At 62.5% G+C, this 22,987-nt stretch carries 28 protein-coding genes; 13 read left to right on the top strand and 15 right to left on the bottom strand.

From position 1 onward, the window contains the following. Positions 1 to 124: 124 nt before the first annotated feature. From gshB to rsmI, 3 genes are read right to left on the bottom strand one after another with little or no spacing between them, the layout of a single operon-like run. Complete coding sequence (gshB, locus tag VNS12_RS09105) at positions 125 to 1,066, bottom strand: glutathione synthase (protein ID WP_325487505.1); 942 nt, start codon at positions 1,064 to 1,066, stop codon at positions 125 to 127. A gap of 16 nt (positions 1,067 to 1,082) precedes the next feature. Next, positions 1,083 to 1,472 (bottom strand): YraN family protein, encoded by a 390-nt coding sequence (locus VNS12_RS09100; RefSeq protein ID WP_325487504.1) that lies wholly within the window; start codon positions 1,470 to 1,472, stop codon positions 1,083 to 1,085. Continuing rightward, the gene (gene rsmI, locus VNS12_RS09095) at positions 1,438 to 2,322 is read right to left on the bottom strand and encodes a 16S rRNA (cytidine(1402)-2'-O)-methyltransferase (RefSeq protein WP_325487503.1); all 885 of its coding nucleotides are present in this window, start codon (positions 2,320 to 2,322) and stop codon (positions 1,438 to 1,440) included. The genes VNS12_RS09100 and rsmI overlap by 35 nt, the downstream gene beginning before the upstream one ends. Before the next feature lie 122 nt (positions 2,323 to 2,444). Here rsmI and VNS12_RS09090 point away from each other — a divergent pair, with 122 nt between their 5' ends. Beyond that, positions 2,445 to 3,704, top strand: coding sequence for a penicillin-binding protein activator (locus VNS12_RS09090; RefSeq protein WP_325487502.1), 1,260 nt, complete (start codon positions 2,445 to 2,447; stop codon positions 3,702 to 3,704). A 12-nt stretch (positions 3,705 to 3,716) separates the two neighbouring features. Here VNS12_RS09090 and hemW read toward each other — a convergent pair whose 3' ends face one another. Genes hemW through rph form a run of 3 tightly spaced genes read right to left on the bottom strand, consistent with a single transcriptional unit; the run spans position 3,717 to position 6,219 of the window. Next, complete coding sequence (hemW, locus tag VNS12_RS09085) at positions 3,717 to 4,868, bottom strand: radical SAM family heme chaperone HemW (RefSeq protein ID WP_325487501.1); 1,152 nt, start codon at positions 4,866 to 4,868, stop codon at positions 3,717 to 3,719. Then, positions 4,865 to 5,500, bottom strand: a complete 636-nt coding sequence (gene rdgB, locus VNS12_RS09080; protein WP_325487500.1) for an RdgB/HAM1 family non-canonical purine NTP pyrophosphatase — start codon at positions 5,498 to 5,500, stop codon at positions 4,865 to 4,867. The genes hemW and rdgB overlap by 4 nt, the downstream gene beginning before the upstream one ends. Then, the gene (gene rph / locus VNS12_RS09075; RefSeq protein WP_325487499.1) at positions 5,497 to 6,219 is read right to left on the bottom strand and encodes a ribonuclease PH; all 723 of its coding nucleotides are present in this window, start codon (positions 6,217 to 6,219) and stop codon (positions 5,497 to 5,499) included. The genes rdgB and rph overlap by 4 nt, the downstream gene beginning before the upstream one ends. Positions 6,220 to 6,335: 116 nt before the next feature. Here rph and hrcA point away from each other — a divergent pair, with 116 nt between their 5' ends. From hrcA to VNS12_RS09025, 10 genes are all read left to right on the top strand, one after another. Beyond that, positions 6,336 to 7,424, top strand: coding sequence for a heat-inducible transcriptional repressor HrcA (gene hrcA, locus VNS12_RS09070; RefSeq protein WP_325487539.1), 1,089 nt, complete (start codon positions 6,336 to 6,338; stop codon positions 7,422 to 7,424). Positions 7,425 to 7,538: 114 nt separating this feature from the next. Beyond that, positions 7,539 to 8,162 carry a nucleotide exchange factor GrpE gene (gene grpE, locus VNS12_RS09065; protein WP_325487538.1) on the top strand — a complete coding sequence of 208 codons (624 nt, stop codon included), beginning with the start codon at positions 7,539 to 7,541 and terminating at the stop codon, positions 8,160 to 8,162. A gap of 200 nt (positions 8,163 to 8,362) precedes the next feature. Next, positions 8,363 to 10,273, top strand: coding sequence for a molecular chaperone DnaK (gene dnaK, locus VNS12_RS09060; RefSeq protein ID WP_325487498.1), 1,911 nt, complete (start codon positions 8,363 to 8,365; stop codon positions 10,271 to 10,273). A 23-nt stretch (positions 10,274 to 10,296) separates the two neighbouring features. Next, positions 10,297 to 10,761: a hypothetical protein gene (locus tag VNS12_RS09055; RefSeq protein WP_325487497.1), complete on the top strand. Its 465-nt coding sequence runs from the start codon at positions 10,297 to 10,299 to the stop codon at positions 10,759 to 10,761. Positions 10,762 to 10,834: 73 nt separating this feature from the next. Further along, positions 10,835 to 11,062, top strand: a complete 228-nt coding sequence (locus VNS12_RS09050; protein WP_325487496.1) for a hypothetical protein — start codon at positions 10,835 to 10,837, stop codon at positions 11,060 to 11,062. Between the two features lie 4 nt (positions 11,063 to 11,066). Continuing rightward, positions 11,067 to 12,194, top strand: coding sequence for a molecular chaperone DnaJ (gene dnaJ, locus VNS12_RS09045; RefSeq protein ID WP_325487495.1), 1,128 nt, complete (start codon positions 11,067 to 11,069; stop codon positions 12,192 to 12,194). Positions 12,195 to 12,318: 124 nt separating this feature from the next. Then, complete coding sequence (locus tag VNS12_RS09040; RefSeq protein ID WP_325487494.1) at positions 12,319 to 12,870, top strand: NADPH-dependent FMN reductase; 552 nt, start codon at positions 12,319 to 12,321, stop codon at positions 12,868 to 12,870. 75 nt (positions 12,871 to 12,945) lie between these two features. Then, positions 12,946 to 13,632: an orotidine-5'-phosphate decarboxylase gene (pyrF, locus tag VNS12_RS09035; RefSeq protein ID WP_325487493.1), complete on the top strand. Its 687-nt coding sequence runs from the start codon at positions 12,946 to 12,948 to the stop codon at positions 13,630 to 13,632. Positions 13,633 to 13,658: 26 nt separating this feature from the next. Then, positions 13,659 to 14,480, top strand: coding sequence for a 4-hydroxy-tetrahydrodipicolinate reductase (gene dapB / locus VNS12_RS09030; protein WP_414693095.1), 822 nt, complete (start codon positions 13,659 to 13,661; stop codon positions 14,478 to 14,480). Further along, complete coding sequence (locus tag VNS12_RS09025; RefSeq protein WP_325487492.1) at positions 14,480 to 15,094, top strand: 2,3-bisphosphoglycerate-dependent phosphoglycerate mutase; 615 nt, start codon at positions 14,480 to 14,482, stop codon at positions 15,092 to 15,094. The genes dapB and VNS12_RS09025 overlap by 1 nt, the downstream gene beginning before the upstream one ends. Before the next feature lie 191 nt (positions 15,095 to 15,285). Here the strand turns inward: VNS12_RS09025 and VNS12_RS09020 are convergent, their stop codons facing one another. Together VNS12_RS09020 and VNS12_RS09015 are read right to left on the bottom strand one after the other, a co-directional pair. After that, complete coding sequence (locus VNS12_RS09020) at positions 15,286 to 16,146, bottom strand: methylated-DNA--[protein]-cysteine S-methyltransferase (RefSeq protein ID WP_325487491.1); 861 nt, start codon at positions 16,144 to 16,146, stop codon at positions 15,286 to 15,288. 93 nt (positions 16,147 to 16,239) lie between these two features. Beyond that, complete coding sequence (locus VNS12_RS09015) at positions 16,240 to 16,707, bottom strand: DUF2244 domain-containing protein (protein ID WP_325487490.1); 468 nt, start codon at positions 16,705 to 16,707, stop codon at positions 16,240 to 16,242. A gap of 78 nt (positions 16,708 to 16,785) precedes the next feature. Between VNS12_RS09015 and nth the strand changes: the two genes are divergently transcribed. After that, entirely contained in the window at positions 16,786 to 17,433 is a 648-nt protein-coding gene (gene nth / locus VNS12_RS09010; protein ID WP_325487489.1) for an endonuclease III, read from the top strand. An 88-nt stretch (positions 17,434 to 17,521) separates the two neighbouring features. Next, on the top strand, positions 17,522 to 18,523 hold the full coding sequence (locus VNS12_RS09005; RefSeq protein WP_325487488.1) for an adenosine kinase: 1,002 nt from the start codon (positions 17,522 to 17,524) through the stop codon (positions 18,521 to 18,523). 3 nt (positions 18,524 to 18,526) lie between these two features. Here VNS12_RS09005 and coaA read toward each other — a convergent pair whose 3' ends face one another. The 7 genes from coaA to hisB are packed head-to-tail and all read right to left on the bottom strand — an operon-like array spanning position 18,527 to position 22,957. Next, the gene (coaA, locus tag VNS12_RS09000) at positions 18,527 to 19,474 is read right to left on the bottom strand and encodes a type I pantothenate kinase (protein WP_325487487.1); all 948 of its coding nucleotides are present in this window, start codon (positions 19,472 to 19,474) and stop codon (positions 18,527 to 18,529) included. A 4-nt stretch (positions 19,475 to 19,478) separates the two neighbouring features. Beyond that, positions 19,479 to 19,799 carry a phosphoribosyl-ATP diphosphatase gene (locus VNS12_RS08995; RefSeq protein WP_325487486.1) on the bottom strand — a complete coding sequence of 107 codons (321 nt, stop codon included), beginning with the start codon at positions 19,797 to 19,799 and terminating at the stop codon, positions 19,479 to 19,481. 23 nt (positions 19,800 to 19,822) lie between these two features. Then, positions 19,823 to 20,593: an imidazole glycerol phosphate synthase subunit HisF gene (hisF, locus tag VNS12_RS08990; protein ID WP_325487485.1), complete on the bottom strand. Its 771-nt coding sequence runs from the start codon at positions 20,591 to 20,593 to the stop codon at positions 19,823 to 19,825. Then, complete coding sequence (gene hisA, locus VNS12_RS08985; protein ID WP_325487484.1) at positions 20,590 to 21,324, bottom strand: 1-(5-phosphoribosyl)-5-[(5-phosphoribosylamino)methylideneamino]imidazole-4-carboxamide isomerase; 735 nt, start codon at positions 21,322 to 21,324, stop codon at positions 20,590 to 20,592. The genes hisF and hisA overlap by 4 nt, the downstream gene beginning before the upstream one ends. Further along, positions 21,321 to 21,968, bottom strand: a complete 648-nt coding sequence (gene hisH / locus VNS12_RS08980; protein ID WP_325487483.1) for an imidazole glycerol phosphate synthase subunit HisH — start codon at positions 21,966 to 21,968, stop codon at positions 21,321 to 21,323. Before hisH ends, hisA begins: the two co-directional genes overlap by 4 nt. Further along, complete coding sequence (locus VNS12_RS08975) at positions 21,965 to 22,333, bottom strand: DUF2628 domain-containing protein (protein ID WP_325487482.1); 369 nt, start codon at positions 22,331 to 22,333, stop codon at positions 21,965 to 21,967. The genes hisH and VNS12_RS08975 overlap by 4 nt, the downstream gene beginning before the upstream one ends. A gap of 36 nt (positions 22,334 to 22,369) precedes the next feature. After that, the gene (hisB, locus tag VNS12_RS08970) at positions 22,370 to 22,957 is read right to left on the bottom strand and encodes an imidazoleglycerol-phosphate dehydratase HisB (protein ID WP_325487481.1); all 588 of its coding nucleotides are present in this window, start codon (positions 22,955 to 22,957) and stop codon (positions 22,370 to 22,372) included. Positions 22,958 to 22,987 lie beyond the last annotated feature (30 nt).

The raw sequence follows: 22,987 nt of genomic DNA, 5'->3' as shown, positions 1-22,987 counted from the left end.
GCCAGCCTAGAGCGTTTCCGCGAAAAGTGGAACCGGCTTTCCGGTACGGATGCGCGACAATGCAGGGCGTTAGAGCATTTCCCCGGTCAAAGGAACGGGGAAATGCTCTTGAGACGGCGTAGGGCTAGCGGCGCTTTTCGATCGCGTCCCAGATCATCACGGCGATATCGGGCCCGCCGAACCGCTTGACCTCGCGGATGCCGGTCGGGGAGGTGACGTTGATCTCCGTGAGGTAATCCCCGATCACGTCGATGCCGACAAAGATCAGGTCGCGCTTGCGCAGTTCCGGCCCGATCGCTTCACAGATTTCGTGCTCGCGCCTGGTCAGCTCCGAGAGTTCAGGCCGTCCGCCCACATGCATGTTGGAGCGCACTTCGCCTTCGGCTGGCACCCGGTTCAGTCCTGCCGCCGGCACCCCATCGACAAGGATGATCCGCTTATCGCCCTTGCGGACCTGCGGCACATAGCGCTGCACCATGAACGGTTCGCGGAAGCTGGCGTCAAACATTTCCAGAAGTGCGCCAAGATTTTCATCGTCGGGGCGGATGCGGAACACCCCCGCGCCGCCATTGCCGAACAAGGGTTTGACGATGATATCGCCGAACTCGGCTCGGAAATCACGGATTTCGCGCTCATCACGGGTAATGAGGGTTTCCGGCATCAGCTCGGGAAAGCTCATCACCAGAATCTTTTCCGGCGCGTTGCGCACCTCCGCCGGATGATTGACCACGAGGGTTTCGGGGTGGATGCGCTCCAGCATGTGGGTGGTGGTGATGTAATTCATGTCAAACGGCGGGTCCTGCCGCAGCAGAACCACGTCGAAATCGCGCAGGTCGGTCTTCTGCCAGTCCTCCAGCGCGAAGTGCAGACCCTTTTCCTTGTCATCAACGCTGATCTTGTGGACGCGGGCGGTCACGGTATTGCCGCGCTGGGCCAGCGTGTCGGGCGTGTAGTAGGAGAGCGAGTGCCCGCGCGCCTGTGCTTCGAGCATCAGGGCAAAGCTGGAATCACCCAAAGGGTTGATCGTCTCGATGGGGTCCATCTGAACGGCGACGGAAAGCGGCATGGAAAAACCTCAAGGCTCAGGCAGAAAATGCATTGACCAGATGGTGCGGCCAGCGGCCGGGTGCAACCGATACCACGTCGAAGCGGAAATCAAACCCATGATAATGCGGATGGTGGGTTTGAAACCACTCAGCCGCCCGCACGATCCGCGCGGTATTGACCGCTTCGAGCGCCCGGTCCCGGGCCATCTTCCCCCCGGCGCGGTGCTTGACCTCAATGAAAACGATCAGCCTGCCCCGGCGCGCCACGATATCGATTTCGCCCACCGGCGTGCGATAGCGCTGGTTGAGAATGCGATAGAATTTCAGCCGCAGCATCCACGCGGCCAGCGTTTCGGCGCTGCGCCCGGCCTGTTCGGCGCGCTGGCGCCGGTCAGGTCCCGGCCTTGATCCGGAGTGCCGCATCATAGACCTGCTTGCGCTTGAGCCCGAACCGGGCAGCGATGTCATCGACAGCGGCGCGCAGGGGGTGTTCGGCCATCGCCGCGCCCAATGCCGCTTCCCAATCGCCGGCAATTTCGGCCGTGCCTTCGGGCGCGCCGGCAACAACGATCACCGCCTCTCCCTTGGTCTCGGGCGGAAATTTTTCGGCAAGGTCATCGAGCATCCCGGCTTCAAAGCGTTCGAACCGTTTGGTCAGCTCCAGCGCCACCACAGCGGAGCGCTCGCCACCGAACGCTTGCCCCATATCGGCCAGTGCTGCCCCAAGTCGTCTCGGGGATTCATAGAACACCAAAGTTTCGGACCGGGTTGAAAGCCGGGCGAGGGCGTTAAGACGCTGGCCGGATTTTGGCGGCAAAAAGCCCAGATATGTAAAACTGTCGGTGGGCAGGCCCGCCCCGGTCAGCGCCGCCAGCAGTGCCGATGGGCCGGGCACCGGAAAAATTTCCAGCCCCGCCTCGCGCGCGGCCCGCACCAAAGGGAAACCGGGGTCCGAGAGCAACGGCGTCCCCGCGTCGGAAATCAGCGCAATCGCCTTGCCTGCGCTAATTTGATCGAGAAGCGGCTCGATCCGCGCGCGCTCATTGTGTTCATGCAGCGCCGTCCGGGGCGTTTTGATGCCATAGGCCTCAAACAGCCGCGCCGAATGGCGGGTATCCTCGCACAGCACCAGATCGGCCCCCGCTAGGGTTTCGAGGGCCCTAAGCGTAATATCCTTGAGATTTCCGATGGGGGTGGCGACCGGATAGAGACCCGGCGCGAGGGAATCGGCAACAAGGCGCTGACCGGCGATCGTGAAAGACTTCTCGTGCGGCACGGCGGTCCCTTTTTCTGCCCAATGGTCTTTTATCATCCGGGCCCCGAATGTCGAGACAACGACAATTTCCGATTCGCCCGCGAATCAGAAATGATTCGCACCTTCAGATCAAAGGAGCCTGAGTGCGCGCCAATCCGATCCGAACCGTTTTCTGCGCCATGGTCCTCCTGGCGCTAGCGGCCTGTTCGCCCGCGTCGCGCTCCGGCATGCCGCTCGATCCCATGCCTGTGCCCGAGCAGACACAGGTGACAACGGGGCCGTTCGCCCCGGCAGCGGGTGAGGTGATCGGGGCCGGGCCGGTTCGGGTCGCGCTGCTTCTGCCACTCACCGGCAGCAACGGCGCGGTGGGACGGGCGATGGCCAATGGTGCAAGGCTGGGGATGGACCATGCCCTGAGCCAGGGCGGGCAGAATATTCATCTGATCCTCAAGGATTCCGGTTCGTCCACGGCCTCGGCGCGTCTCGCCACCCAGGAGGCGATTGCCGAAGGATCGAGGCTCATTGTTGGCCCGCTCACCGCCGATGCGGTGGCCATGGCGGGTGCGCTGGCCAAGAGCGCCGCCATACCGCTGATCGGGTTTTCCTCCACCGCCAGCATTGCCACTGATGGGGTTTATCTGCTCAGCGTGCTGCCCGAAGCCGAGATCCTGCGCGCCCTTGGGCATGTCCGGGCCAAAGGCAACGCCACCATCGCCGCCATCATTCCCGATACGCCGCTTGGCCGAGTGCAGGCCGAAGCCTTGCGGCAGGCCGCGGGGGAAGTCGGCATGCGGGTGGCGGGGATCGAGCTGTTTGATGACGAGGCCCGCGCCCGGCTGGCCGTCGAGCGCCTGGCTCCGGCGTTGCGCTCAGAGCAGATCGATACGCTGTTTCTCCCCGACCGCGCCACCGCGCCCAGTTTCGGCACTCTGCTCGACGCAGCCCGGGTGCCGCGCGAAAAGCTCACGCTTGTCGGCACCGCCGAATGGGAAGGCGATCGCGCCATCGCGGCGCAGCCCTATCTGGCCGGGGCGCTCTACCCCGCCATCGATCCTGCCGGACTTGCAGCACTCGCTCCACAATACCGCGCCCGCTTTGGCAGCGACCCCCATCAACTGTCAACGCTGGCCTTTACGGCGGTGCAACTGGCCAACAGCGCCACACTCACGCAAATCAATCCGCCCTATGGCAGCGAGTTGCTTGCCCCCACGGGGTTCAGCGGCATGGATGGGCGGGTACGATTTCACTTCGATGGACGCGGCGAACACGGACTGGTGATGCGCCAGGTGCAGCCCGGTGGTGCAATCACCATCGATGGCGTGAAACTGGGCGGGCTGCCGCTGGCGTCGAGCGGCGGGATCAGCATGGATGCGGGGATCCCGCCGGCAGCGGAATATCGCTAGGCACGGGACGATCTAAGCCGCCAGATCGGCCACCACGGCGTCGAGCACCGGCCAGCCCTTGTCGGTCACCCGCAACCGTCCATTGGTCAGGGTCTCGATAAACCCGATTTCCTTGAGGAAATCGATCTGGACGGCGGTGAGCGGCCTGCGGGCGAGAGCCTGATAGCGCGCCGGATCGATCCCCTCGCGCAGCCGCAAGCCCATCACCAGATATTCGTCGCCTTCCTCGTCCCAGGTCAGGATGTCGTCAACGACCAGCCCGTCGCCGGTCTCGATCACCTTTTCCCACCATTTGAACGGCATGCGTTCGGCGGCGGTGGCATGACGCGCGCCGCCGGTGATCAGACGGCCATGGGCACCCGGCCCGATGCCGGCATATTCGCCATAACGCCAATAGATCAGATTGTGGCGGCTTTCCTGTCCCGGGCGGGCATGGTTGGAAATCTCATAGGCGGGCAGCCCATAAGAGGCGGTCAGCTCTTGGGTCATCTCGAACATGTCCGCCGACAGATCGACCGATGGCAGCTTGAGTTTCCCGGCCTGAAACAGATCGAAATAGCGCGTGCCGGATTCGATCGACAATTGATAGAGCGACAGGTGCCCATTCGACAGAGCCAGCGCCTCGGTCAGTTCCTCTTCCCATTGATCGAGGGTCTGATCAGGGCGGGCATAGATGATATCGAAGCTCGACCGGGGAAAGATCGATTGGGCCAGCCGCACCGCCGCCACCGCTTCATCGACAGAATGCAGGCGTCCGAGCCGGGCCAGCGGTTCGGGGCGCAACGACTGCACACCGAGCGAAACCCGGTTGACCCCTGCCGCCCGATAGCCGCGAAACCGATCCACCTCAACCGAAGTGGGGTTGGCCTCCAGCGTGATTTCCGCCGTATCGGAGACCTGCCAGTTGCGGGCGATGGCGTCGAGAATGGTTCCCACCGACGAAGGCTTCATCAGCGAGGGGGTGCCCCCGCCGAAAAAGACTGATTCGACCAGCCGCTCCGGTGCGCGGCGCGCAGTGGCCTCGATTTCCTTCACATAGGCGGAAACGAAGCTGTCTTCGTCGAATTTTCCGTGATGGACATGGGCGTTGAAGTCGCAATAGGGGCATCGGGCCGCGCAGAACGGCCAGTGCACATACACACCGAAGGCGGTGTTAGCACTCAAAGCACATCCTTTACGAATTTCGCGAAGGCGCGGGCCCGGTGGGACAACCCCTCCTTGCCCGGGGCCCAGGAATGTTTTTCGGCGGCACTCATCTGGCCGAACGTCTTGGCATGACCATCGGGCTTGAACATCGGATCGTACCCGTGCCCCATGTCCCCGACCGGGGGCCAGACCAGGGTGCCGGGCACCACGCCCTCAAAAATCATATCGTGGCCATCGGGATGGGCAAGACACAAGATGGCATTGAATTGGGCCCGGCGCTGATCGGGCGTCACAGCGCCCTTTTCAACCAGCAAGTCCTCGACCTTTTGCATGGCATTGGTGAAATTGCGCGGCACACCGGCCCAATCCGCCGTATAGACGCCCGGCGCGCCATCAAGGGCGTCAACCGCGATGCCAGAATCATCGCTGAGCGCGATCTGTCCGGTCGCCTTGGCCGCCGCATGGGCCTTGAGCCGTGCGTTCTCGACAAAGGTCGTGCCGGTTTCCTCGGGCTCGGGCAGGCCCAACTCGCCAGCCGAGACGATATCGAGACCGAAATCGGCTAGCATGTCCTGAAATTCGGCAAGCTTGCCCTTGTTGTGGGTCGCCAGCACCAGCCGGTCGCCGCGCTGGAGGCGAAACCCGCTCATGCCAACGGCTCCAGCACGGACCGCTGCAGGGCGACCAGTTCGCCAATGCCCTTTTGCGCCAAGCCGATCAGCGACGACAATTCATCCATGTCGAATGGCTGGCCCTCGGCCGTGCCCTGAATTTCGACAAACTTGCCCGCGCCGGTCAAGACGAAATTGGCGTCGGTCTCGGCTTCGCTGTCTTCGAGATAATCAAGATCGAGCACCGGCGTGCCGCGATAGATGCCGCAGCTGACCGCCGCCACATGATCGCGCAGCGGATTGCCCTTCAACAGCGAGCGCTCCTTCATCCAGGCGATCGCTTCGCCCAGAGCAACATAGGCCCCGGTGATCGCTGCCGTACGGGTTCCGCCATCGGCTTCGAGCACATCGCAATCGAGGATGATCTGGTTTTCGCCCAGCGCCGCCATATCGACAACGGCGCGCAGAGACCGCCCGATCAGCCGCTGGATTTCCTGGGTGCGGCCCGACTGCTTGCCGGCGGTGGCTTCACGCCGCGTACGCGATCCGGTGGCGCGCGGCAGCATGCCGTATTCGGCCGTGACCCAGCCGACGCCCTGCCCCCGCCGCCAGGGCGGAAGGGAGGTCTCGACGCTTGCTGTGCACAGGACGCGGGTCCGCCCGAAAGCCACAAGGCACGATCCCTCGGCCTGCGGTGCGACACCCCGCTCCAGCGTTACGTCGCGCATCTGGTCGAAACCCCGTCCGCTTGGCCGCATGAAGCTCGAATCCTTTTTTTATTTCCAGTTTGGTTACCCGCCTCTTAACGCGTCATGGAAAGCCGAACAAGCGGCGCTCTCTTGGCTCCAAAGCTGTTTTCTCCTAAATGGTGAATATGGATCGCCAGCCCCGCCAATCACCGGACTTTCTCGAAGCGCTTTCAGCGCGCAGCCAGGACATCTTCCGCCGGCTGGTCGAGCGGTATCTGGAGACCGGAGACCCGGTGGGTTCACGGGCGCTTTCGAAAATGCTCGACATGCAGCTCTCACCCGCTTCGGTACGCAATGTGATGGCCGATCTTGAAGAGCTGGGACTGATCGCCGCGCCCCACACGTCTGCCGGCCGCGCGCCAACCCAGGAAGGCTTGCGGTTTTTCGTCGATGCCATGCTCGAAGTGGGCACCATGGACGAAACCGAACGTGACCAGATCGCCCGCACGGTATCGGGCGGAGCGCGGGGCGGACGCGTCGAGGACCTGCTCAACGAGGCCAGTGCGCTGCTGTCGGGGCTGTCGCACGGGGCGGGGATGGTGATCGCCGCCAAATCGGACATGATGCTCAAGCATGTCGAATTCGTGCGCCTCGACCCCGAACGCGCCATGGCCATTCTGGTGGGCCAGGACGGGCAGGTGGAAAACCGCATCATCGACCTGCCACCCGGGCTCACCGCCAGCGCGCTGACCCAGGCCTCCAACTTTCTTGCCCGCCATATCGTCGGCAAGACCCTCAAGGAAGCGCGGCAATCGATCCGCCGCCAAAGCGAACGCCAACGCGCCGAACTCGATGAGATCGCCCAGCGGCTTGTCGAATCCGGGCTCGCCTCAATGATCGAGGCGGAAACCTCGACCCCGACTTTGATCGTGCGTGGGCGCGCCAACCTCATCGACGACGCCATGGCCTCCGATGACCTGGCCCGGGTGCGCCAGTTGTTTGACGAGATCGAGACGCAAAAGGGACTGCTTGAACTGCTCGATGATGCGGAAACCGCGCAAGGGGTGCGCATTTTCATCGGTTCGGAAAACAAGCTGTTTTCGCTCTCGGGCTCCTCGGTGGTGCTCTCGCCCTATAAAGACGCCAACGACAAGGTGATCGGCATCCTGGGCGTGATCGGCCCGACCCGGCTCAATTACGCCCGCATCGTACCGGTGGTCGATTATACCGCCCATGTGGTGTCGCGGCTGATTTCCAAGAAGGGCGAGTTGTAATGGGTCTCATGCGGGGGCCAAAAATCCGGTGCCGATTGCTGCCAAGGGTTGAAACTTGCCGTCCCTTGGCCGATATGGCGGCAACAAACATCCCAAATCGGTGAAAGAGCAATGATGAGCGACGACAACACGACGCCCGAGCCGACCGACGAGAATATTGCAGCAACTGCAAATGCCGAGACGGCGCAGGACACCTCCTCCCAGCTTCACGAGCGCATCGCCGCACTTGAGGCGGAGGCAGCGGACCTGCGCGACCGGCTGCTGCGCTCGGCGGCGGAGATGGACAATCTGAGGAAACGCACCGAACGCGAGATCGCCGATACACGGTCCTACGCCATTTCGGGCTTTGCGCGCGACATGCTGGTGGCGACCGACAATCTGGCCCGCGCCCTGACAGCCATTCCCGCCGAAGCGCGCGGCACCGCTGATGGCACGCTCAAATCCCTTATCGAAGGGATCGAGATGACCGAGCGCGAAATGCAGCGGCTTTTGCAAAAGAACGGGGTCAGCCCGATCCTTGCCGAGGGCGAAAAATTCGATCCCCATCTGCATCAGGCGATGTTTGAAGTGCCCGATCCGTCGGTCCCCGAGGGGACCATCGTGCAGGTGGTTCAGGCCGGTTACGCCATTGGCGAGCGCGTCCTGCGCCCCGCCATGGTCGGCGTTGCCAAGGGGGGCGGCAAAGCCGCGCACCAGCCCGAATCGGCGCCCGGGGAAGGCCTCGATAAATCGGTCTGAAACCGATCCAGTTTGCGGGGGCGGTGCGCTTGAAGGCGCCCGCCCCTCTGCCTATATAGCCAGAAAGCCCGGGAAACCGGGATAAATCCATCCCAGAGGGGTCCGGTCCGAGACGTCGATGCGATGCCGCACTGTTTTAAAGGGCGCATACGCGGATCGTGACCAGTCATCAGGGCTCGCTCGAGAAATGAGGTTTCGGTATGGGAAAAGTTATTGGTATTGACCTGGGCACGACCAATTCGTGCGTCGCCGTCATGGACGGCAAAACCCCAAAAGTGATCGAGAACGCCGAAGGCGCGCGCACCACGCCGTCGATGGTGGCGTTTTCCAGCGATGGCGAGCGCCTTGTCGGCCAGCCCGCCAAGCGTCAGGCGGTCACCAATCCCGAAGGCACGCTGTTTGCCTTCAAGCGCCTGATCGGGCGCCGCTACGATGATCCGCTTGTCACCAAGGACAAGGATCTCGTTCCCTATCATATCGTCAAGGGCGACAATGGCGACGCCTGGGTCGAAGTCGATGGCAAGAAGTCCTCGCCTTCGGAAATTTCGGCAATGATCCTGACCAAGATGAAGGAAACCGCCGAAGCCTATCTGGGCGAAAATGTCACCCAGGCGGTGATCACCGTCCCGGCCTATTTCAATGACTCCCAGCGTCAGGCCACCAAGGACGCCGGCCGCATCGCCGGTCTGGAAGTGCTGCGCATCATCAACGAGCCGACCGCCGCTGCGCTCGCCTACGGGCTGGAAAAGCGCGAAGCGGGCACCATCGCCGTCTATGATCTGGGTGGCGGCACGTTCGACATCTCCATCCTTGAAATCGGCGATGGGGTGTTCGAGGTCAAATCCACCAATGGCGATACCTTCCTTGGCGGCGAAGACTTCGACATGCGCCTTGTCGATTATCTCGCCGACGAGTTCAAGAAAGAGCAGGGCATCGACCTGCGCGGCGACAAGCTCGCGCTGCAGCGCCTCAAGGAAGCCGCTGAAAAGGCCAAGATCGAACTGTCCAGCGCCAGCCAGACCGAAATCAACCTGCCGTTCATCACGGCGGATGCTTCCGGTCCCAAGCACCTGCAGCTCAAGCTGACCCGCGCCAAGTTCGAAAGCCTTGTTGAAGATTTCATCAAGCGCACCATCGAGCCGTGCAAGGCTGCCCTCAAGGATGCCGGCATGTCTCCTGCCGAGATCGACGAAGTCGTTCTGGTCGGCGGCATGACCCGCATGCCCAAGGTACAGGAGGAGGTGAAGGCCTTCTTCGGCAAGGAGCCGCACAAGGGTGTGAACCCGGACGAAGTGGTTGCCATGGGCGCGGCCATTCAGGCCGGTGTGCTCCAGGGCGACGTCAAGGACGTGCTGCTGCTCGACGTGACCCCGCTGTCGCTGGGCATTGAGACGCTGGGCGGCGTGTTCACCCGGCTGATCGACCGCAACACCACCATTCCGACCAAGAAGAGCCAGGTGTTCTCGACCGCCGAGGACAACCAGTCCGCCGTGACCATCCGGGTGTTCCAGGGTGAGCGCGAAATGGCAGCCGACAACAAGATGCTGGGCCAGTTCGATCTGGTGGGCATCCCTTCGGCCCCGCGCGGCGTACCGCAGATCGAGGTCGCCTTCGATATCGACGCCAACGGCATCGTCAATGTCTCGGCCAAGGACAAGGGCACCGGCAAGGAGCAGCAGATCCGCATCCAGGCGTCCGGTGGCCTGTCGGACGAAGACATCGAGAAGATGGTCAAGGACGCCGAAGCCAACGCCGACGCGGACAAGAAGCGCCGCGAAGTGGTTGACGCCAGGAACCAGGCCGAGAGCCTTGTGCACTCGACCGAAAAGTCCCTGTCCGAACATGGCGACAAGGTTTCCGCGGATATCCGCACCGAGATCGAGACCGCCATTGCCGACACCAAGGCTGTGCTTGACGGCGATGACGCCGAGGCCATCAACGAGAAGGCCTCTGCCCTTGCCCAGGCTTCGATGAAGCTCGGCGAAGCCATGTACAAGGCCAGCCAGGAAGAAGCCGTAGCCGCCGCTTCGGGAGCGGACAGCGACGACGATGACGTCGTTGATGCCGATTTCGAAGAAGTCGGTGACGACGACGACCAGAAGTCGGCCTGATGATTAATCGGGAGATGGCGGATTTGACGGTATCTCCCGATTCTTCCAACGCCATTTCGGTGGGCCAGCTCGCTGAAATGGCCTGGAAGGACTACCAGTATAAGCATCACAATTTCTGGGCGATCCTTTACCGCGCCGTTTTGGCCTATGCGGTGATCATCTCAGTCCCGGTGCTTTACGATGGCGCTTTAATCGAGCGCTATCTGCTGGTGTTTCCGCTCATTGCCCTGTCGATCTGCTTGATGTCCACCTGGATTCTGTTCGCCGAATACCGGCTGGTGCGACAATCTTTCGAGATCTTCATCCATATCTTCAGAGGCCAGCTTCAGCCGCTCTATGAGGGCCATCCGCACTGGCGACCGCGCTCGTTTGACCGCGATCCGCTGCGGCCCTTGGGTTTTGCTGTCGGGCATCTGGCCGCGACCGCGTGGCTGATCCTTGGCACGGCCATCGGAATGTTTGCCATGGTGGCACTGTCCGGGCATTGATGGCTCTCGTTTCACGTGAATCAGCCGCAGACGCTGGCATTTTACGGGCAGCCTATGGTAACAGGCGGCAAGAATGCTTACCTCACTGCGCAATGGGGAACCCAAAGTGGACATCCCCATGCTGTTTGAATCGCTGCTTTGCAACCGGGGCTGGCTTGAGCTCGCGCCGGGTCGAAGCACCAGTCGCAACAAACCGGGCCGTTTCTCTGAAACGCGCACCACAAGAACGGTTGGTTTGGCACAAGAGATGATCTTGCATCCGTCCTTTATCCGCCCCCATCCGATTTGGGGAAAACTGTAAGACCATGTCCAAGGCTGATTTTTATTCGGTTCTCGGTGTCGAGAAATCCTGCGACGCCGCCGGGCTCAAAACCGCCTATCGCAAACTCGCCATGCAATTCCATCCGGATCGCAATCCGGGGGACAAGGATGCCGAGCACAAGTTCAAGGAAGTGTCCGAGGCCTACGACACCCTCAAGGACCCCCAGAAACGCGCCGCCTATGACCGGTTCGGCCACGCGGCTTTCGCCAATGGCGCGGGCGGAGCCCAGGGGTTCGGAACGGACTTTTCCTCGTCGATGTCCGATATTTTCGAGGACATTTTCGGCGACTTCATGGGTGGAGGGGGCCGCCAGCGTCAGCGCGACGGCCGCCAGCGCGGTTCCGACCTGCGCTACAATCTCGAAATCAGCCTCGAAGATGCCTTTACCGGCACCACGGTCGATATCGACGTGCCCACACTTGTCCATTGCGACACCTGCGAAGGCTCCGGCGCCAAGCCCGGGACCGGGTTCTCCACCTGTCGGATGTGCAACGGCCACGGCAAGGTGCGTGCCAGCCAGGGCTTCTTCACCATTCAGCAGACCTGCCCGCAGTGCCATGGGCGCGGCGAGACCATGGACCAGCCCTGTACCGATTGTCACGGTCAGGGACGGCGCCAGACCTCGCGCACCCTTTCGGTCGATGTGCCCAAGGGCATCGAGGACGGCACGCGCATCCGCCTGGGCGGAGAGGGCGAAGCCGGCGTCCGCGGCGGGCCGGCTGGCGACCTCTATATCTTTGTCTCCGTCAAACCCCACGAGCTGTTTTCACGCGATGGCGCCGATCTTTACGCCAAGGTGCCCATCTCGATGATCACTGCCGCATTGGGCGGTGAATTCGAAGTTCCCACCCTTGAAGGGACCCGTGCCAAGGTGCGGGTCGCCGAAGGCACCCAGCCCGGCCAGCGCGTCCGCCTCAAGGGCAAGGGCATGCCGGTCTTGCGCTCCAGCCAGGTGGGCGATCTCTACGTTCAGCTCGATGTGGAAACCCCGCAAAAATTGTCCCGCCGCCAGCGCGAACTGCTCGAAGAGTTCCAGTCGATCTCCAGCCGCGAAACCTCTCCGGGCTCGGACGGGTTCTTTGACAAGCTCAAGACCATGTTCAGCAATTGATGGTTGGTTTAAAGGCCCCCTGTTCGTCAGGGGGCTTTTTCATTTCCAGTGCTTGCCGATCAGGCCCACTCGGGTTACGGCATCGTTGAACACTGCTGGCAGTCACGATCGGAGGGGGCGCATCATGGCCACCGCATTGACCTTGTGCGGCTCGATCCGCGCTGGATCAGTCAACAAGATGCTTCAGGACACTGTTGATGCGCGGCTCACTGCCGCCGGGGTTGCGGTCAATTCCATCTCGCTACGCGATTTTGAGATGCCGATCTTCAACGAGGATCTTGAGCCCGACAACGTGCCCGAAGCCGCCATGCGGCTGGCAGAATTGTTCCGCAGCCATGATATCGTCTTCATCGCCACTCCCGAATACAATGGCGGCCTGCCGCCGCTGCTGGTCAACACCATCGCCTGGCTGTCGCGGCAGCGGCCCTCGCCCTTCCGCCACGCGGTGTTTGGCATCGGCGGGGTGTCCTCGGGCAAGTACGGCACCATCTGGGCGCAAAGCCATTTGCGCGATTCGCTGTCAAAGATCGGCGCGCTGGTGGTTCCCACACTGCTCGGCATCGGCCCCGCTTCCCTTGCTTTCACCGAAGACGGCGGCATTGCCGAGGCGGCCATCGAAGCCAAGATCGGCCAGATCGTTCGCGAAATGACCCATTTTTCCCGCGGCGGCATCTGAGACTCTCCCAACCGCTTGCGCTCGCGACCAACTCGTGGCATCGAGCCCCCCAACGGGACTGCGCAGGAGAACACAATGGCCGGAGATCTGATCGTCGGGCTCGATGTCGGTACGCGCTATGAAGCCGAAACCATCATTTCCCGCCTCGGCGACACCGTCGATTTCTACAAGATCGGCTATCAGCTGTTTTATGGCGGCGAGGGGCTGACCGTGGGCAAGGAACTGCTCAAGGCCGGCAAGCGGGTGTTTTTCGATCTCAAGCTGCACGATATCGACAACACCGTCGAAAAAGCTGTCGGGGCCATCGCCGATACCGGCGCCACCATGCTCACCGTCCACGCCTATCCGCGCACCATGCGCAGCGCCGTCCGGGCAGCCGCTGGCTCTGATCTTTGCGTCCTTGGCGTCACCGTTCTCACCTCGATGGATCAATCCGATCTCGAAGAGGCCGGCTACGCCATGACCATCTCCGATCTGGTAGCCCGTCGCGCAACGCAGGCCCGCGAGGCCGGCATGGGCGGTCTGGTGGCTTCTGCCTTCGAAGCCCAGCAGGTGCGCGCCCTTGTCGGGCCGGACATGGCCATCGTTACCCCAGGCATCCGCCCGACAGGATCGGAACAAGGCGATCAGAAGCGGGTGATGACCCCTTCAGAAGCCCTGCGCGCCGGGGCCAGCCATCTGGTGGTCGCGCGCCCCATTGTCGCCGCGCCTGATCCGCGGCAAAGCGCCGAGGCGATCCTGGCCGAGATGGCGACGGTCTAAGCACAGCAAAGATAAAAGAGGCTGCAATGGTCCTGAAAGTTGGAGTGGTGGGTGCCGGTGGCCGTATGGGCCTGGCCAATATCCGCGCGATCGCAGCGCAGGCCGAAATGGTTCTTGCCGCCGCCACCGAACGGACCGGCGCACCAGCGCTTGGGAAAGATGCCGGTGCTCTGGCCGGGATCGACCCGTTGGGTATCACCATCGGCGATGATATCGCCGCTCTGGTCGCCGCCTGTGATGCTGTGATCGATTTCACCGCCCCCGCACTCAGCGTCGAGCTGGCGGGCCGCATTGCCGAAGCGGGCAAAATCCATGTGATCGGCACAACCGGTTGCTCACCCGACGATGACTCCGCCATCGCGGTCGCAGCCAGTACCGGCGCGCGGATCGTCAAATCGGGAAATATGAGCCTGGGGGTCAATCTGCTGGCAGCCCTGGTGCGCCAGGCCGCAGCCAGTCTCGACATCGATTTCGATATCGAAGTGCTCGAAATGCACCATCGTCACAAGGTCGATGCCCCTTCGGGCACCGCGCTATTGCTTGGCGAAGCGGCGGCAGAAGGGCGCGGCATCGCGCTTGACGCCAATTCCGTTCGGGTGCGCGATGGTCATACCGGACCGCGCGAACCGGGCTCTATCGGTTTTGCCACCCTGCGCGGTGGCGGCGTGGTGGGCGAACATTCGGTCCTGTTTTCCTCCATGGCCGAAACGCTGACCCTGTCGCATTCGGCCCATGACCGCTCGCTGTTTGCCGAAGGCGCGCTCAGGGCGGCGCTCTGGGCCCAGGACAAACCCAAGGGACTGTATTCCATGGCCGATGTGCTCGGCCTCAAGGCAAGGGACAACTGATGACCGGAACATTGATTCTCGTTCGCCATGGCCAGAGCGAATGGAACCTCGAAAACCTGTTTACCGGCTGGCGCAATCCGGGCCTGACCGAGCAAGGGGTCGCCGAGGCCCGCCGGGCCGGGCAAGCGCTCAAGGCAAAGAACCTCGTGCCCGATGCCTATTTCACCTCGGCGCTAAGCCGCGCCCAGCGTACCCTCGACCTCATGCTTGAGGAAATGAGCATCACCGACCTCACCATCGTGCGCGATCATCGCCTCAACGAGCGCGATTATGGCGATCTGTCGGGGCTCAACAAGGACGATGCGCGCGAGAAATGGGGCGACGAGCAGGTCCATATCTGGCGCCGGTCCTACGACGTGCCGCCGCCGGGCGGGGAAAGCCTCAAGGATACCGCTGCCCGGGTGCTGCCCTATTACGCCGCCGCGATCGAACCGCTGGTCAAGGCCGGCAAGACCGTGCTGGTCACGGCCCATGGCAATTCCCTGCGCGCTCTGGTCATGAAGCTGGAAAATCTCGACGAAGAGGCCATTCTGAGCCGCGAAATCGCCACCGGCGCTCCGATCATCTATGGCATCGATGCCGACGGCAAGCGGGTGTCGACCGAGGAACTTTAGGCCTATCGCAAACTCAGCGGGGCATTCAGCCAACTCTGCCGGTTACTGGATCCCGGGTCATCCCGTAGACTCCCCGCTCGTGCTCTCCCCGAAGCGCCTATGCCAATCCGTCTCCCCTTGAGGGAGACGGTGGCCGCGAAGTGGCCGGATGAGGAGTAGGCCGCCGATCGGCAAGCAAGCACGCCAGCGCCCTACTCCCCCGCCACAAGCCCCGCTTCCCATCCCAAAATCGCCCGTTTGCGCACGATGCCCCAGTGATAGCCGGTCAGCGCGCCGGTCGAACCGACAATCCGGTGGCAGGGGATGACAAAGGAAATCGGGTTGCGGCCCACCGCGCGCCCGATGGCACGGGCCGCATGGGGCCGTCCGATGGCGCGGGCCACTTCGCCATAGGTCGCGGCGCGTCCGGTCGGCACCTTCAACAGCGTTTCCCAGACCTTGACCTCGAACTGGCTGCCGATCATCACCAGCCGCACCGGCTGATTGGGGTCCCAGCGTGACGGATCAAATATGCGCGCCGCCTCTGGGACAACAGCTGCGTCGTCGCGGACATATTGCGCGTTGGGCCAGCGCCGCGCCAAATCCTCGAACGCATAGTCCTCACGGTCCGGGTCGGCAAAGGAAATTCCGGCCACCCCGTATTGCGTGGTCATGACGCAAGCCAGCCCGAACGGGGAGGGCGCATAGCCCCAGATAATGTCGAGGCCTGCCCCTTTGGCGCGATAGATGCCGGGGGGCACCGCATCATGGGTCACAAACAGATCATGCAGTCGCGATGGGCCGGAAAGGCCCACCTCATAGGTGGTGTCGAGCACGCTCATATTGTCGCGCAACAGCTTGCGCGCGTGATCGAGGGCGACGGCCTGGGCAAAGCTCTTCGGCGTCAGTCCGCACCAGCGGCGAAAAATCTCCACCAACTGGCGCTCGCTGACCGAAAGCGCATGCGCAAGGCCCTCGATATCGGCAGCCTCGGGCCCCGGGGTCGACAGATACTCGATGGCCCGGGCGATGATCCGATAGGTGCTGTCATCTCCCATTTGGGGAGGGGTCATAAAGGGTGCGTTCGCGTTCATAATCATCACCCTACCGCCGCAACCCGTCTCGAACGACCCGATTTTCACAGGGCCTGATCGTCTTGGGCACGATCAGTGCTTGGCGCGGCTCAGCGCCGGCCCAAACGTGCGGGCAAAATCGGCCTTGTCGTCTGGCGTCAGGAACTTGCCGATTTCGGTCTGGCCGTGCCTTCCTTCGATCCGCAAGGCCGTCACCCGGTCATCATTGTCCCGCACCACGGTAAAGCGAACAAAAAACGGATTGAACGACAGGCGCTTTTCGCGGCCCCGTTCATTGACCCGACGGATATTGAGTGCATCCGGCCAAAGGGTGATTTCCTCGAACGCATCGCGACCTTTGAGCGAGTACGATAGCGCCCAGTAGAGCGCCAGTACGTCCAGCCCCATCAGCCCGACCACCGGCCACGCTCCCATGGCGAAAAACACCATGCCCGGAATCGAAACCATGATGGCGGTGAACGCCATGACCCAGCGCAGGCCCACCGGCGAGAGCGAGCGATGCGGGGTCAGCAATGCGGCATAGAGCGGGTTTTGAGACATCTTGGCTTGCCTTTTATCCTTGTGGCCAGTCTAACGGGTGGGCCTTCGAATTCCAAATCACTTCATCATCGCATATCCATGTCCAAACCGCTCACCCGCGCCGAGATCGAAGAGATCTTCAAGACCTTCGCCGCCCACGATCCCGATCCGGAAGGCGAGCTCGATTTCGTCAATCTGTTCACCCTTCTGGTGGCGGTCGTGCTTTCGGCCCAGGCCACGGACGTCGGGGTCAACAAGGCGACCGGCCCGCTGTTTGCCATCGCTGATACGCCGGAAAAGATGGTGGCGTTGGGCGAGGACACGATCCGCGATTATATCCGCACCATCGGGCTCTATCGCACCAAGGCGAAAAACGTCTTTCTGCTCAGCCAGATGCTGATAGAGCATCACGGCGGCGCGGTCCCCGACACCCGCGAGGCGCTTGAGGCCCTCCCAGGAGTGGGCCGCAAGACGGCCAATGTGGTGCTCAATATCGGGTTCGGCCAACCCACCATCGCGGTTGACACCCATCTGTTCCGGGTCGGCAACCGCACCGGCATCGCCAAGGGCAAAACGCCGCTGGCCGTCGAAAAAGCCCTGCTCAAAAAGGTGCCGCCGCATTATCTGCTGCGCGCCCATCACTGGCTGATCCTGCACGGACGCTACGTCTGCAAGGCCCGCAAACCAGAATGTTACCGCTGCATCATCGCCCAATGGTGCCGCTACCCTGACAAGACCATCGCGTGAGCCATGGTTGCGCCCTGCCGGACTATGGCTTAAGCGAGGGCCGTATCCGTGAAAAATATTGTTTCATGAGCCGTCCTGGAGGCAGCCGATGACCACCCGCTTCGACGTCCTGACCATCGGAAATGCCATCGTCGATGTGATCGCCCCGGTCGAGGACAATTTCCTTGTCGATGAGGGCATGCGCAAATCGATCATGCATCTGGTCGATGCCGAGCGCTCCGCCGATCTCTACGCCAAGATGCCACATGACAAGACCATCATTCCCGGTGGCAGTTCGGCTAATACCGCTGCGGGCGTCGCCGCGCTGGGCGGTCGCGCCGCGTTTGTGGGCAAGGTCGCCGAAGACGAACTGGGCCTCGTCTTCCGGGACGATTTCGACACGAATGGCATCAGCTACGATACCGACTATCTGCGCGATGGCCCCGCCACGGCACGGTGCATGATTCTCGTCACCCCCGATGGCGAGCGCACCATGAACACCTATCTGGGTGCCTGCCAGCATCTGACCGAGGACGATATCGTCGAAGAAACCATCGGCGCCGCCGCCATCACCTATATGGAAGGCTATCTGTGGGATCCCCCGCTCGCCAAGCGCGCCTTCGTCAAGGCTGCCCATTTTGCCCACAAGCATGAGCGTGCCGCCGCCATTACCTTGTCCGACCCGTTCTGCGTTTCCCGGTTCCGCGAGGAATTCCTCGACCTCATCCGTTCGAAAACCATGGATTTCGTCTTTGCCAATATCGAGGAGGTCAAGGCGCTTTATGAGACCGACGACATCAATGTCGCCGTGCGCCATCTGGCCGAGGATGCGGAAATCGCGGCGGTAACCATGGGCGCGCGCGGCGCCATGGCGATCCGCAATGGCGAGGTGGTGTCGGTTCCCGCCTATCCGGTCGACACTGTGGTTGATGTCACCGGCGCGGGCGATCTGTTCGCCTCGGGCTTTTTGCTCGCCACGGCGCGCGGCCAGTCGATGGAAGAGGCGTTGCGGCTCGGCTGTCTCGCCGCGTCGGAAGTGATCTCGCACTATGGCGCGCGGCCGGTTGCAGACCTCAAGGAACTGGCGCGCGGCGAGGGCATCGCCGTCTGACTGTCAGACCTTGCGCAACGCCACTTCGTGGATGGCGTGATCGGCGCCCTTTTTGAGGATAAGGTCGGCGCGTCCGCGCGTCGGCAGAATATTCTCGCGCAGATTGGGCAGGTTGATGTTCTGCCAGATGGTTTGCGCCGTGCCGATGGCCGCCGGTTCGCTCAACTCGGCAAAACGGCGGAAAAAGCTCTTGGGATCGCGGAAAGCGGTCTCGCGCAGTTTCATGAACCGCTCGACATACCAGTTTTCCAGCACATCCTCGTCGGCATCGATAAAGATCGAGAAATCGATGAAGTCTGAGGCAAACACGATCGGGTGCCCGGAGCTTGGCAGATCGCCGGGCTGCAAGATATTGAGCCCCTCGACAATCAGGATATCGGGGTTTTCGACGATGATGGGCTCGTCGGGCAACACGTCATAGACCAGATGCGAATAGGTCGGCGCGGTAACGCGGGGGCGGCCCGACTTGATCGCTGCCAGAAAATCGACAAAGGCGCGGCGGTTGTAGCTTTCGGGGAAGCCCTTGCGATCCATCAGCCCGCGCCGAGTCAGCACCGCGTTGGGGTAAAGAAACCCGTCGGTGGTCACCAGATCGACCTTGGGTGAGGTCGGCCAGCGGCGCAGCAGAGCGCGCAGGATGCGGGCGGTGGTCGATTTGCCGACCGCGACCGACCCGGCAACGCCGATGATGAACGGCACTTTGGCGCCGTTATGGCCCAGAAACCGGCTGGTGGCGTGATGAATGCCCTGGATCGCCTCGACATAGAACGAGAGCAGCCTTGTGAGCGGCAGATAGACGATTTCGGCTTCAGCCAGCGAAATCGGGTCATTGAGGGTGCGCAAATGCTCGATGTCTTCCGCATCGAGCGTCATCTTCTCATCGGCGCGCAGCCGTGCCCATTCCTCGATGGTAAAAGTCAGGTAGGGGGCAAAGGCCGGCGTCTTGTTCATCTGGTCAGTTCCCGGCGCGTCCGGCCTTTTCGGCCAACCCCGATTGGGCGGTGCGCCGGTCGAGTTCCGCCATCACCTCGGCGAGGGACACGCCGCCGTCCCGAAGCAGCACCAGCAGGTGATAGAGGAGGTCGGCGCTTTCCTTGACCAGTTCGTCGCGGTCAGCGCTCATCGCCGCGATCACCGTCTCCACGGCCTCCTCGCCCAGCTTTTGGGCGCATTTGGCAGTGCCCGCCGCCAGCAGCTTGGCGGTGTAGGAGCTTTCAGTCGAGGCTGCGGCCCGTTCGGCCAGTCGCGCGTCGAGCGCTTCGAGGGTCAGTGCCATGGCGGGGTCTCCTTGCCCAAAGCTCAGACGCGGTCGAGCCGCATGGGAATTCCGGCCGCCGCCATATACGCTTTGGCCTCTTGGATGGTGAAGGTTCCGAAGTGGAAGATCGAGGCGGCCAGCACCGCAGCGGCGTGCCCTTCTTTGATCCCATCGACCAGATGGTCGAGCGTGCCCACCCCGCCTGAGGCGATCACCGGCACCTCCACAGCATCGGCCACGGCGCGGGTCAGGCCCAGATCGAAGCCAGCCCGCGTGCCGTCGCGGTCCATCGAGGTCACCAGCAATTCGCCCGCGCCCAGTTCCACCGCCCGCACGGCGAAGTCGACAGCGTCGATCCCCGTGGGCCGGCTGCCCCCATGGGTGAAGATTTCCCAGCGCCCCGGCTCGATCGCCTTGGCATCGACCGAAACCACGATGCACTGATTGCCGAACTTGTCGGCGGCGCGGGCGACGAATTCGGGATCGGTCACGGCGGCGGAATTGATCGACACCTTGTCGGCCCCTGCCAGCAGCAGCTTGCGGATGTCTTCGACCGTCCTGATCCCGCCGCCCACCGTCACCGGCATAAAGCAGTTTTCGGCGGTGCGGGCCACCACGTCGAGAATGGTGTCGCGGCCTTCCTGTGACGCGGCGATATCGAGAAAGCACAATTCATCGGCCCCGGCGGCGTCATAGGCGAGCGCCGCCTCGACTGGATCGCCCGCATCACGCAGGTCGACAAAATTGACCCCCTTGACCACGCGGCCGTCCTTTACATCAAGACAGGGAATAATGCGGGCTTTAAGGGTCATGCTGCGGCTCCACGCAAGACGGCCAGTGCTTCACGTGAATCAATGCGCCCGTCATAGAGCGCCCGACCGGAAATCGTCCCTTCGAGGATTTGCGCGTCTGGCGCTGTCATGCGCGTGATATCGTCCATCGAGGCCAGCCCCCCTGAGGCGATCACCGGGATCGCCGTCGCGCGGGCCAGTTCAAGGGTCGACTCCCAATTGATACCCTTCAAGATGCCGTCGCGGTCGATATCGGTGTAGATGATCGCCGCCACCCCGGCGCCCTCAAACCGCTGCGCCATTTCAAACACCGACAGCTCGGACGTTTCGGCCCAGCCTTCCACAGCCACCTTGCCACCGCGCGCGTCGATACCGACCGCGACCTGACCGGGAAACGCCTTGCACGCCGCTCGCACCAGCTCCGGATCGCGCACCGCAACGGTGCCCAAGATCACCCGGGCGAGGCCCTTATCCAGCCAGCTTTCGATATGGGTCAGAGAGCGGATGCCCCCGCCCAGCTGCACCGGAAAATCCACGGCCTTCAGGATGGCCTCAACCGCCCCGCCATTGACGCTTTCGCCAGCGAATGCGCCATTGAGATCGACCACATGGAGATATTCGAACCCTTGATCTTCAAAGCTCTTGGCCTGGGCGGCGGGATCGTCGGAAAATACCGTCACCTGCTCCATATCGCCGAGCTTGAGCCGAACGCACTGGCCATCCTTGAGGTCGATTGCAGGAAACAGGATCATGGGCGCCACTTGAGAAAGTTGGAGATCAGCGCCAGGCCCAGCGCCTGGCTTTTTTCAGGGTGAAACTGGGTGCCAAAGATATTGTCGCGGCCAATGGCGGCGGTGATCGGCCCGCCATACTGCGCCGTGGCAATCACATCTTCGGGAGTGTCCACCCGCATCTGGTAGGAGTGGACGAAATAGGCGTGCAACCCGTCCGGACCGGTCGGGATGGTCTCGAACAGCACGTGCGGGCGGACCACATCGATTGTGTTCCAGCCCATATGCGGCACCTTGAGCGCCCGATCAGCAGGCGTGATCGGCCCGACGGTTCCGGCAATCCAGCCAAGGCCGGGCGTTTCGGTCTTTTCCCGGCCCTGCGTCGCCAGCAATTGCATGCCCACGCAGATGCCCAGAAACGGCACGCCCCCCTTGAGCACTCTGTCCTCAAGGGTTGCGATCATGCCATCGAGGGCCCGCAGTCCCGCCATGCAATCGGCGAAGGCCCCGACGCCGGGCAGAACGATCCGATCGGCCTTGCGGACCCGGTCCGGCTCGGAGGTGACGATGACCTCGGTGCCACTCTCGCCCGCGGCGCGCAAAAACGCCTTCTGCGCCGAGCGCAGATTGCCCGCACCGTAATCGATGATCGCGACACTCGTCACACCCGCGCTCCATAGACCTGGTCGAGCCAGATCCGTTCAGCCGAGGCAGTGTCGCTGGCCACCAGCTCACCCATGGCGATCCAGTCGCGTCGCGACAGTGCCCGCGCATGGACGGAAGGAGCCGCGAACCCGGCCCACAGTGCGAAAACGCCATAGAGCGCAGAGGCCGCGCCGAAGCCGATCACAGGCGCCGCCCAGACCAGCGCGCCCGCCACCACCAGCCACAACACTACAAAAGCCAGAGCGCCGCGTGAAAATCCCCAGAGCGGGGGCAGCACAAACGCGCTCCAGCTGAACCTGTCGGCCAGAAAGGCGAGGGCGTCCGGGCCCTTTTCGGGTTTGGCATAGATCGCGTAAAGCGTCATGAACCGGTCCGTTCGGGCCATCGGCCCCTGGGTGATTTACAATACGCCCTTGGTCGAGGGCACTTCCCCCGATGCTCTGGGGTCGATCTCCACGGCCTGGCGCAACGCCCGCGCCAGCGCCTTGAACAGGCTTTCGGCGATATGGTGGTTGTTGTCACCATAATAGGTCTGGGCGTGCAGGGTAATGCCGGCATTGATCGCCAGCGCCTGGAAGAACTCGCGCACCAGTTCGGTGTCGAAATTGCCGATCTTGGGGGCATTAAACGCCACCTTCCAGACAAGGAATGCCCGCCCGGAAACGTCCAGCGTCACCGAGGAGCGTGTCCCGTCCATCACGAGATCGCTTGCGCCATAGCGCACGATGCCCTTTTTATCGCCCAGCGCTGTCTTGAGGGTCTGGCCGATGGCGATACCCACATCCTCGACGGTGTGGTGATCATCGATATGCAGATCGCCCTTCGCCCGGATCGCCATATCGATCAGCGAATGGCGCGAGAGCTGGTCGAGCATGTGGTCAAAGAACCCCACACCGGTTTCGATCTGACGCACACCGGTGCCGTCCAGGTCGATGGCGACCGAAATATCGGTCTCATTGGTCTTGCGATCAAGCTTGGCCTTGCGCATGGCGGACCCTCCGGAAAATATCGGCCCTGC

This window comes from Pelagibacterium sp., assembly GCF_035555455.1.
Taxonomy (GTDB): Bacteria; Pseudomonadota; Alphaproteobacteria; order Rhizobiales; family Devosiaceae; genus Pelagibacterium.
The sequence above is the reverse complement of the archived record's forward strand: the minus strand, read 5'-3'. Positions and strand labels throughout refer to the sequence as shown.

Excerpts from the sequence above, each read along its gene's own strand:
- gshB (WP_325487505.1), bottom strand. The coding sequence starts at position 1,066 with ATGCCGCTTTCCGTCGCCGTTCAGATGGACCCCATCGAGACGATCAAC.
- VNS12_RS09100 (WP_325487504.1), bottom strand. The coding sequence starts at position 1,472 with ATGATGCGGCACTCCGGATCAAGGCCGGGACCTGACCGGCGCCAGCGC.
- rdgB (WP_325487500.1), bottom strand. The coding sequence starts at position 5,500 with ATGAGCGGGTTTCGCCTCCAGCGCGGCGACCGGCTGGTGCTGGCGACC.
- rph (WP_325487499.1), bottom strand. The coding sequence starts at position 6,219 with ATGCGGCCAAGCGGACGGGGTTTCGACCAGATGCGCGACGTAACGCTG.
- hrcA (WP_325487539.1), top strand. The coding sequence starts at position 6,336 with ATGGATCGCCAGCCCCGCCAATCACCGGACTTTCTCGAAGCGCTTTCA.
- grpE (WP_325487538.1), top strand. The coding sequence starts at position 7,539 with ATGAGCGACGACAACACGACGCCCGAGCCGACCGACGAGAATATTGCA.
- dnaK (WP_325487498.1), top strand. The coding sequence starts at position 8,363 with ATGGGAAAAGTTATTGGTATTGACCTGGGCACGACCAATTCGTGCGTC.
- VNS12_RS09050 (WP_325487496.1), top strand. The coding sequence starts at position 10,835 with ATGCTTACCTCACTGCGCAATGGGGAACCCAAAGTGGACATCCCCATG.
- dnaJ (WP_325487495.1), top strand. The coding sequence starts at position 11,067 with ATGTCCAAGGCTGATTTTTATTCGGTTCTCGGTGTCGAGAAATCCTGC.
- VNS12_RS09040 (WP_325487494.1), top strand. The coding sequence starts at position 12,319 with ATGGCCACCGCATTGACCTTGTGCGGCTCGATCCGCGCTGGATCAGTC.
- pyrF (WP_325487493.1), top strand. The coding sequence starts at position 12,946 with ATGGCCGGAGATCTGATCGTCGGGCTCGATGTCGGTACGCGCTATGAA.
- dapB (WP_414693095.1), top strand. The coding sequence starts at position 13,659 with ATGGTCCTGAAAGTTGGAGTGGTGGGTGCCGGTGGCCGTATGGGCCTG.
- VNS12_RS09025 (WP_325487492.1), top strand. The coding sequence starts at position 14,480 with ATGACCGGAACATTGATTCTCGTTCGCCATGGCCAGAGCGAATGGAAC.
- VNS12_RS09020 (WP_325487491.1), bottom strand. The coding sequence starts at position 16,146 with ATGACCCCTCCCCAAATGGGAGATGACAGCACCTATCGGATCATCGCC.
- VNS12_RS09015 (WP_325487490.1), bottom strand. The coding sequence starts at position 16,707 with ATGTCTCAAAACCCGCTCTATGCCGCATTGCTGACCCCGCATCGCTCG.
- nth (WP_325487489.1), top strand. The coding sequence starts at position 16,786 with ATGTCCAAACCGCTCACCCGCGCCGAGATCGAAGAGATCTTCAAGACC.
- VNS12_RS09005 (WP_325487488.1), top strand. The coding sequence starts at position 17,522 with ATGACCACCCGCTTCGACGTCCTGACCATCGGAAATGCCATCGTCGAT.
- coaA (WP_325487487.1), bottom strand. The coding sequence starts at position 19,474 with ATGAACAAGACGCCGGCCTTTGCCCCCTACCTGACTTTTACCATCGAG.
- VNS12_RS08995 (WP_325487486.1), bottom strand. The coding sequence starts at position 19,799 with ATGGCACTGACCCTCGAAGCGCTCGACGCGCGACTGGCCGAACGGGCC.
- hisF (WP_325487485.1), bottom strand. The coding sequence starts at position 20,593 with ATGACCCTTAAAGCCCGCATTATTCCCTGTCTTGATGTAAAGGACGGC.
- hisA (WP_325487484.1), bottom strand. The coding sequence starts at position 21,324 with ATGATCCTGTTTCCTGCAATCGACCTCAAGGATGGCCAGTGCGTTCGG.
- VNS12_RS08975 (WP_325487482.1), bottom strand. The coding sequence starts at position 22,333 with ATGACGCTTTACGCGATCTATGCCAAACCCGAAAAGGGCCCGGACGCC.
- hisB (WP_325487481.1), bottom strand. The coding sequence starts at position 22,957 with ATGCGCAAGGCCAAGCTTGATCGCAAGACCAATGAGACCGATATTTCG.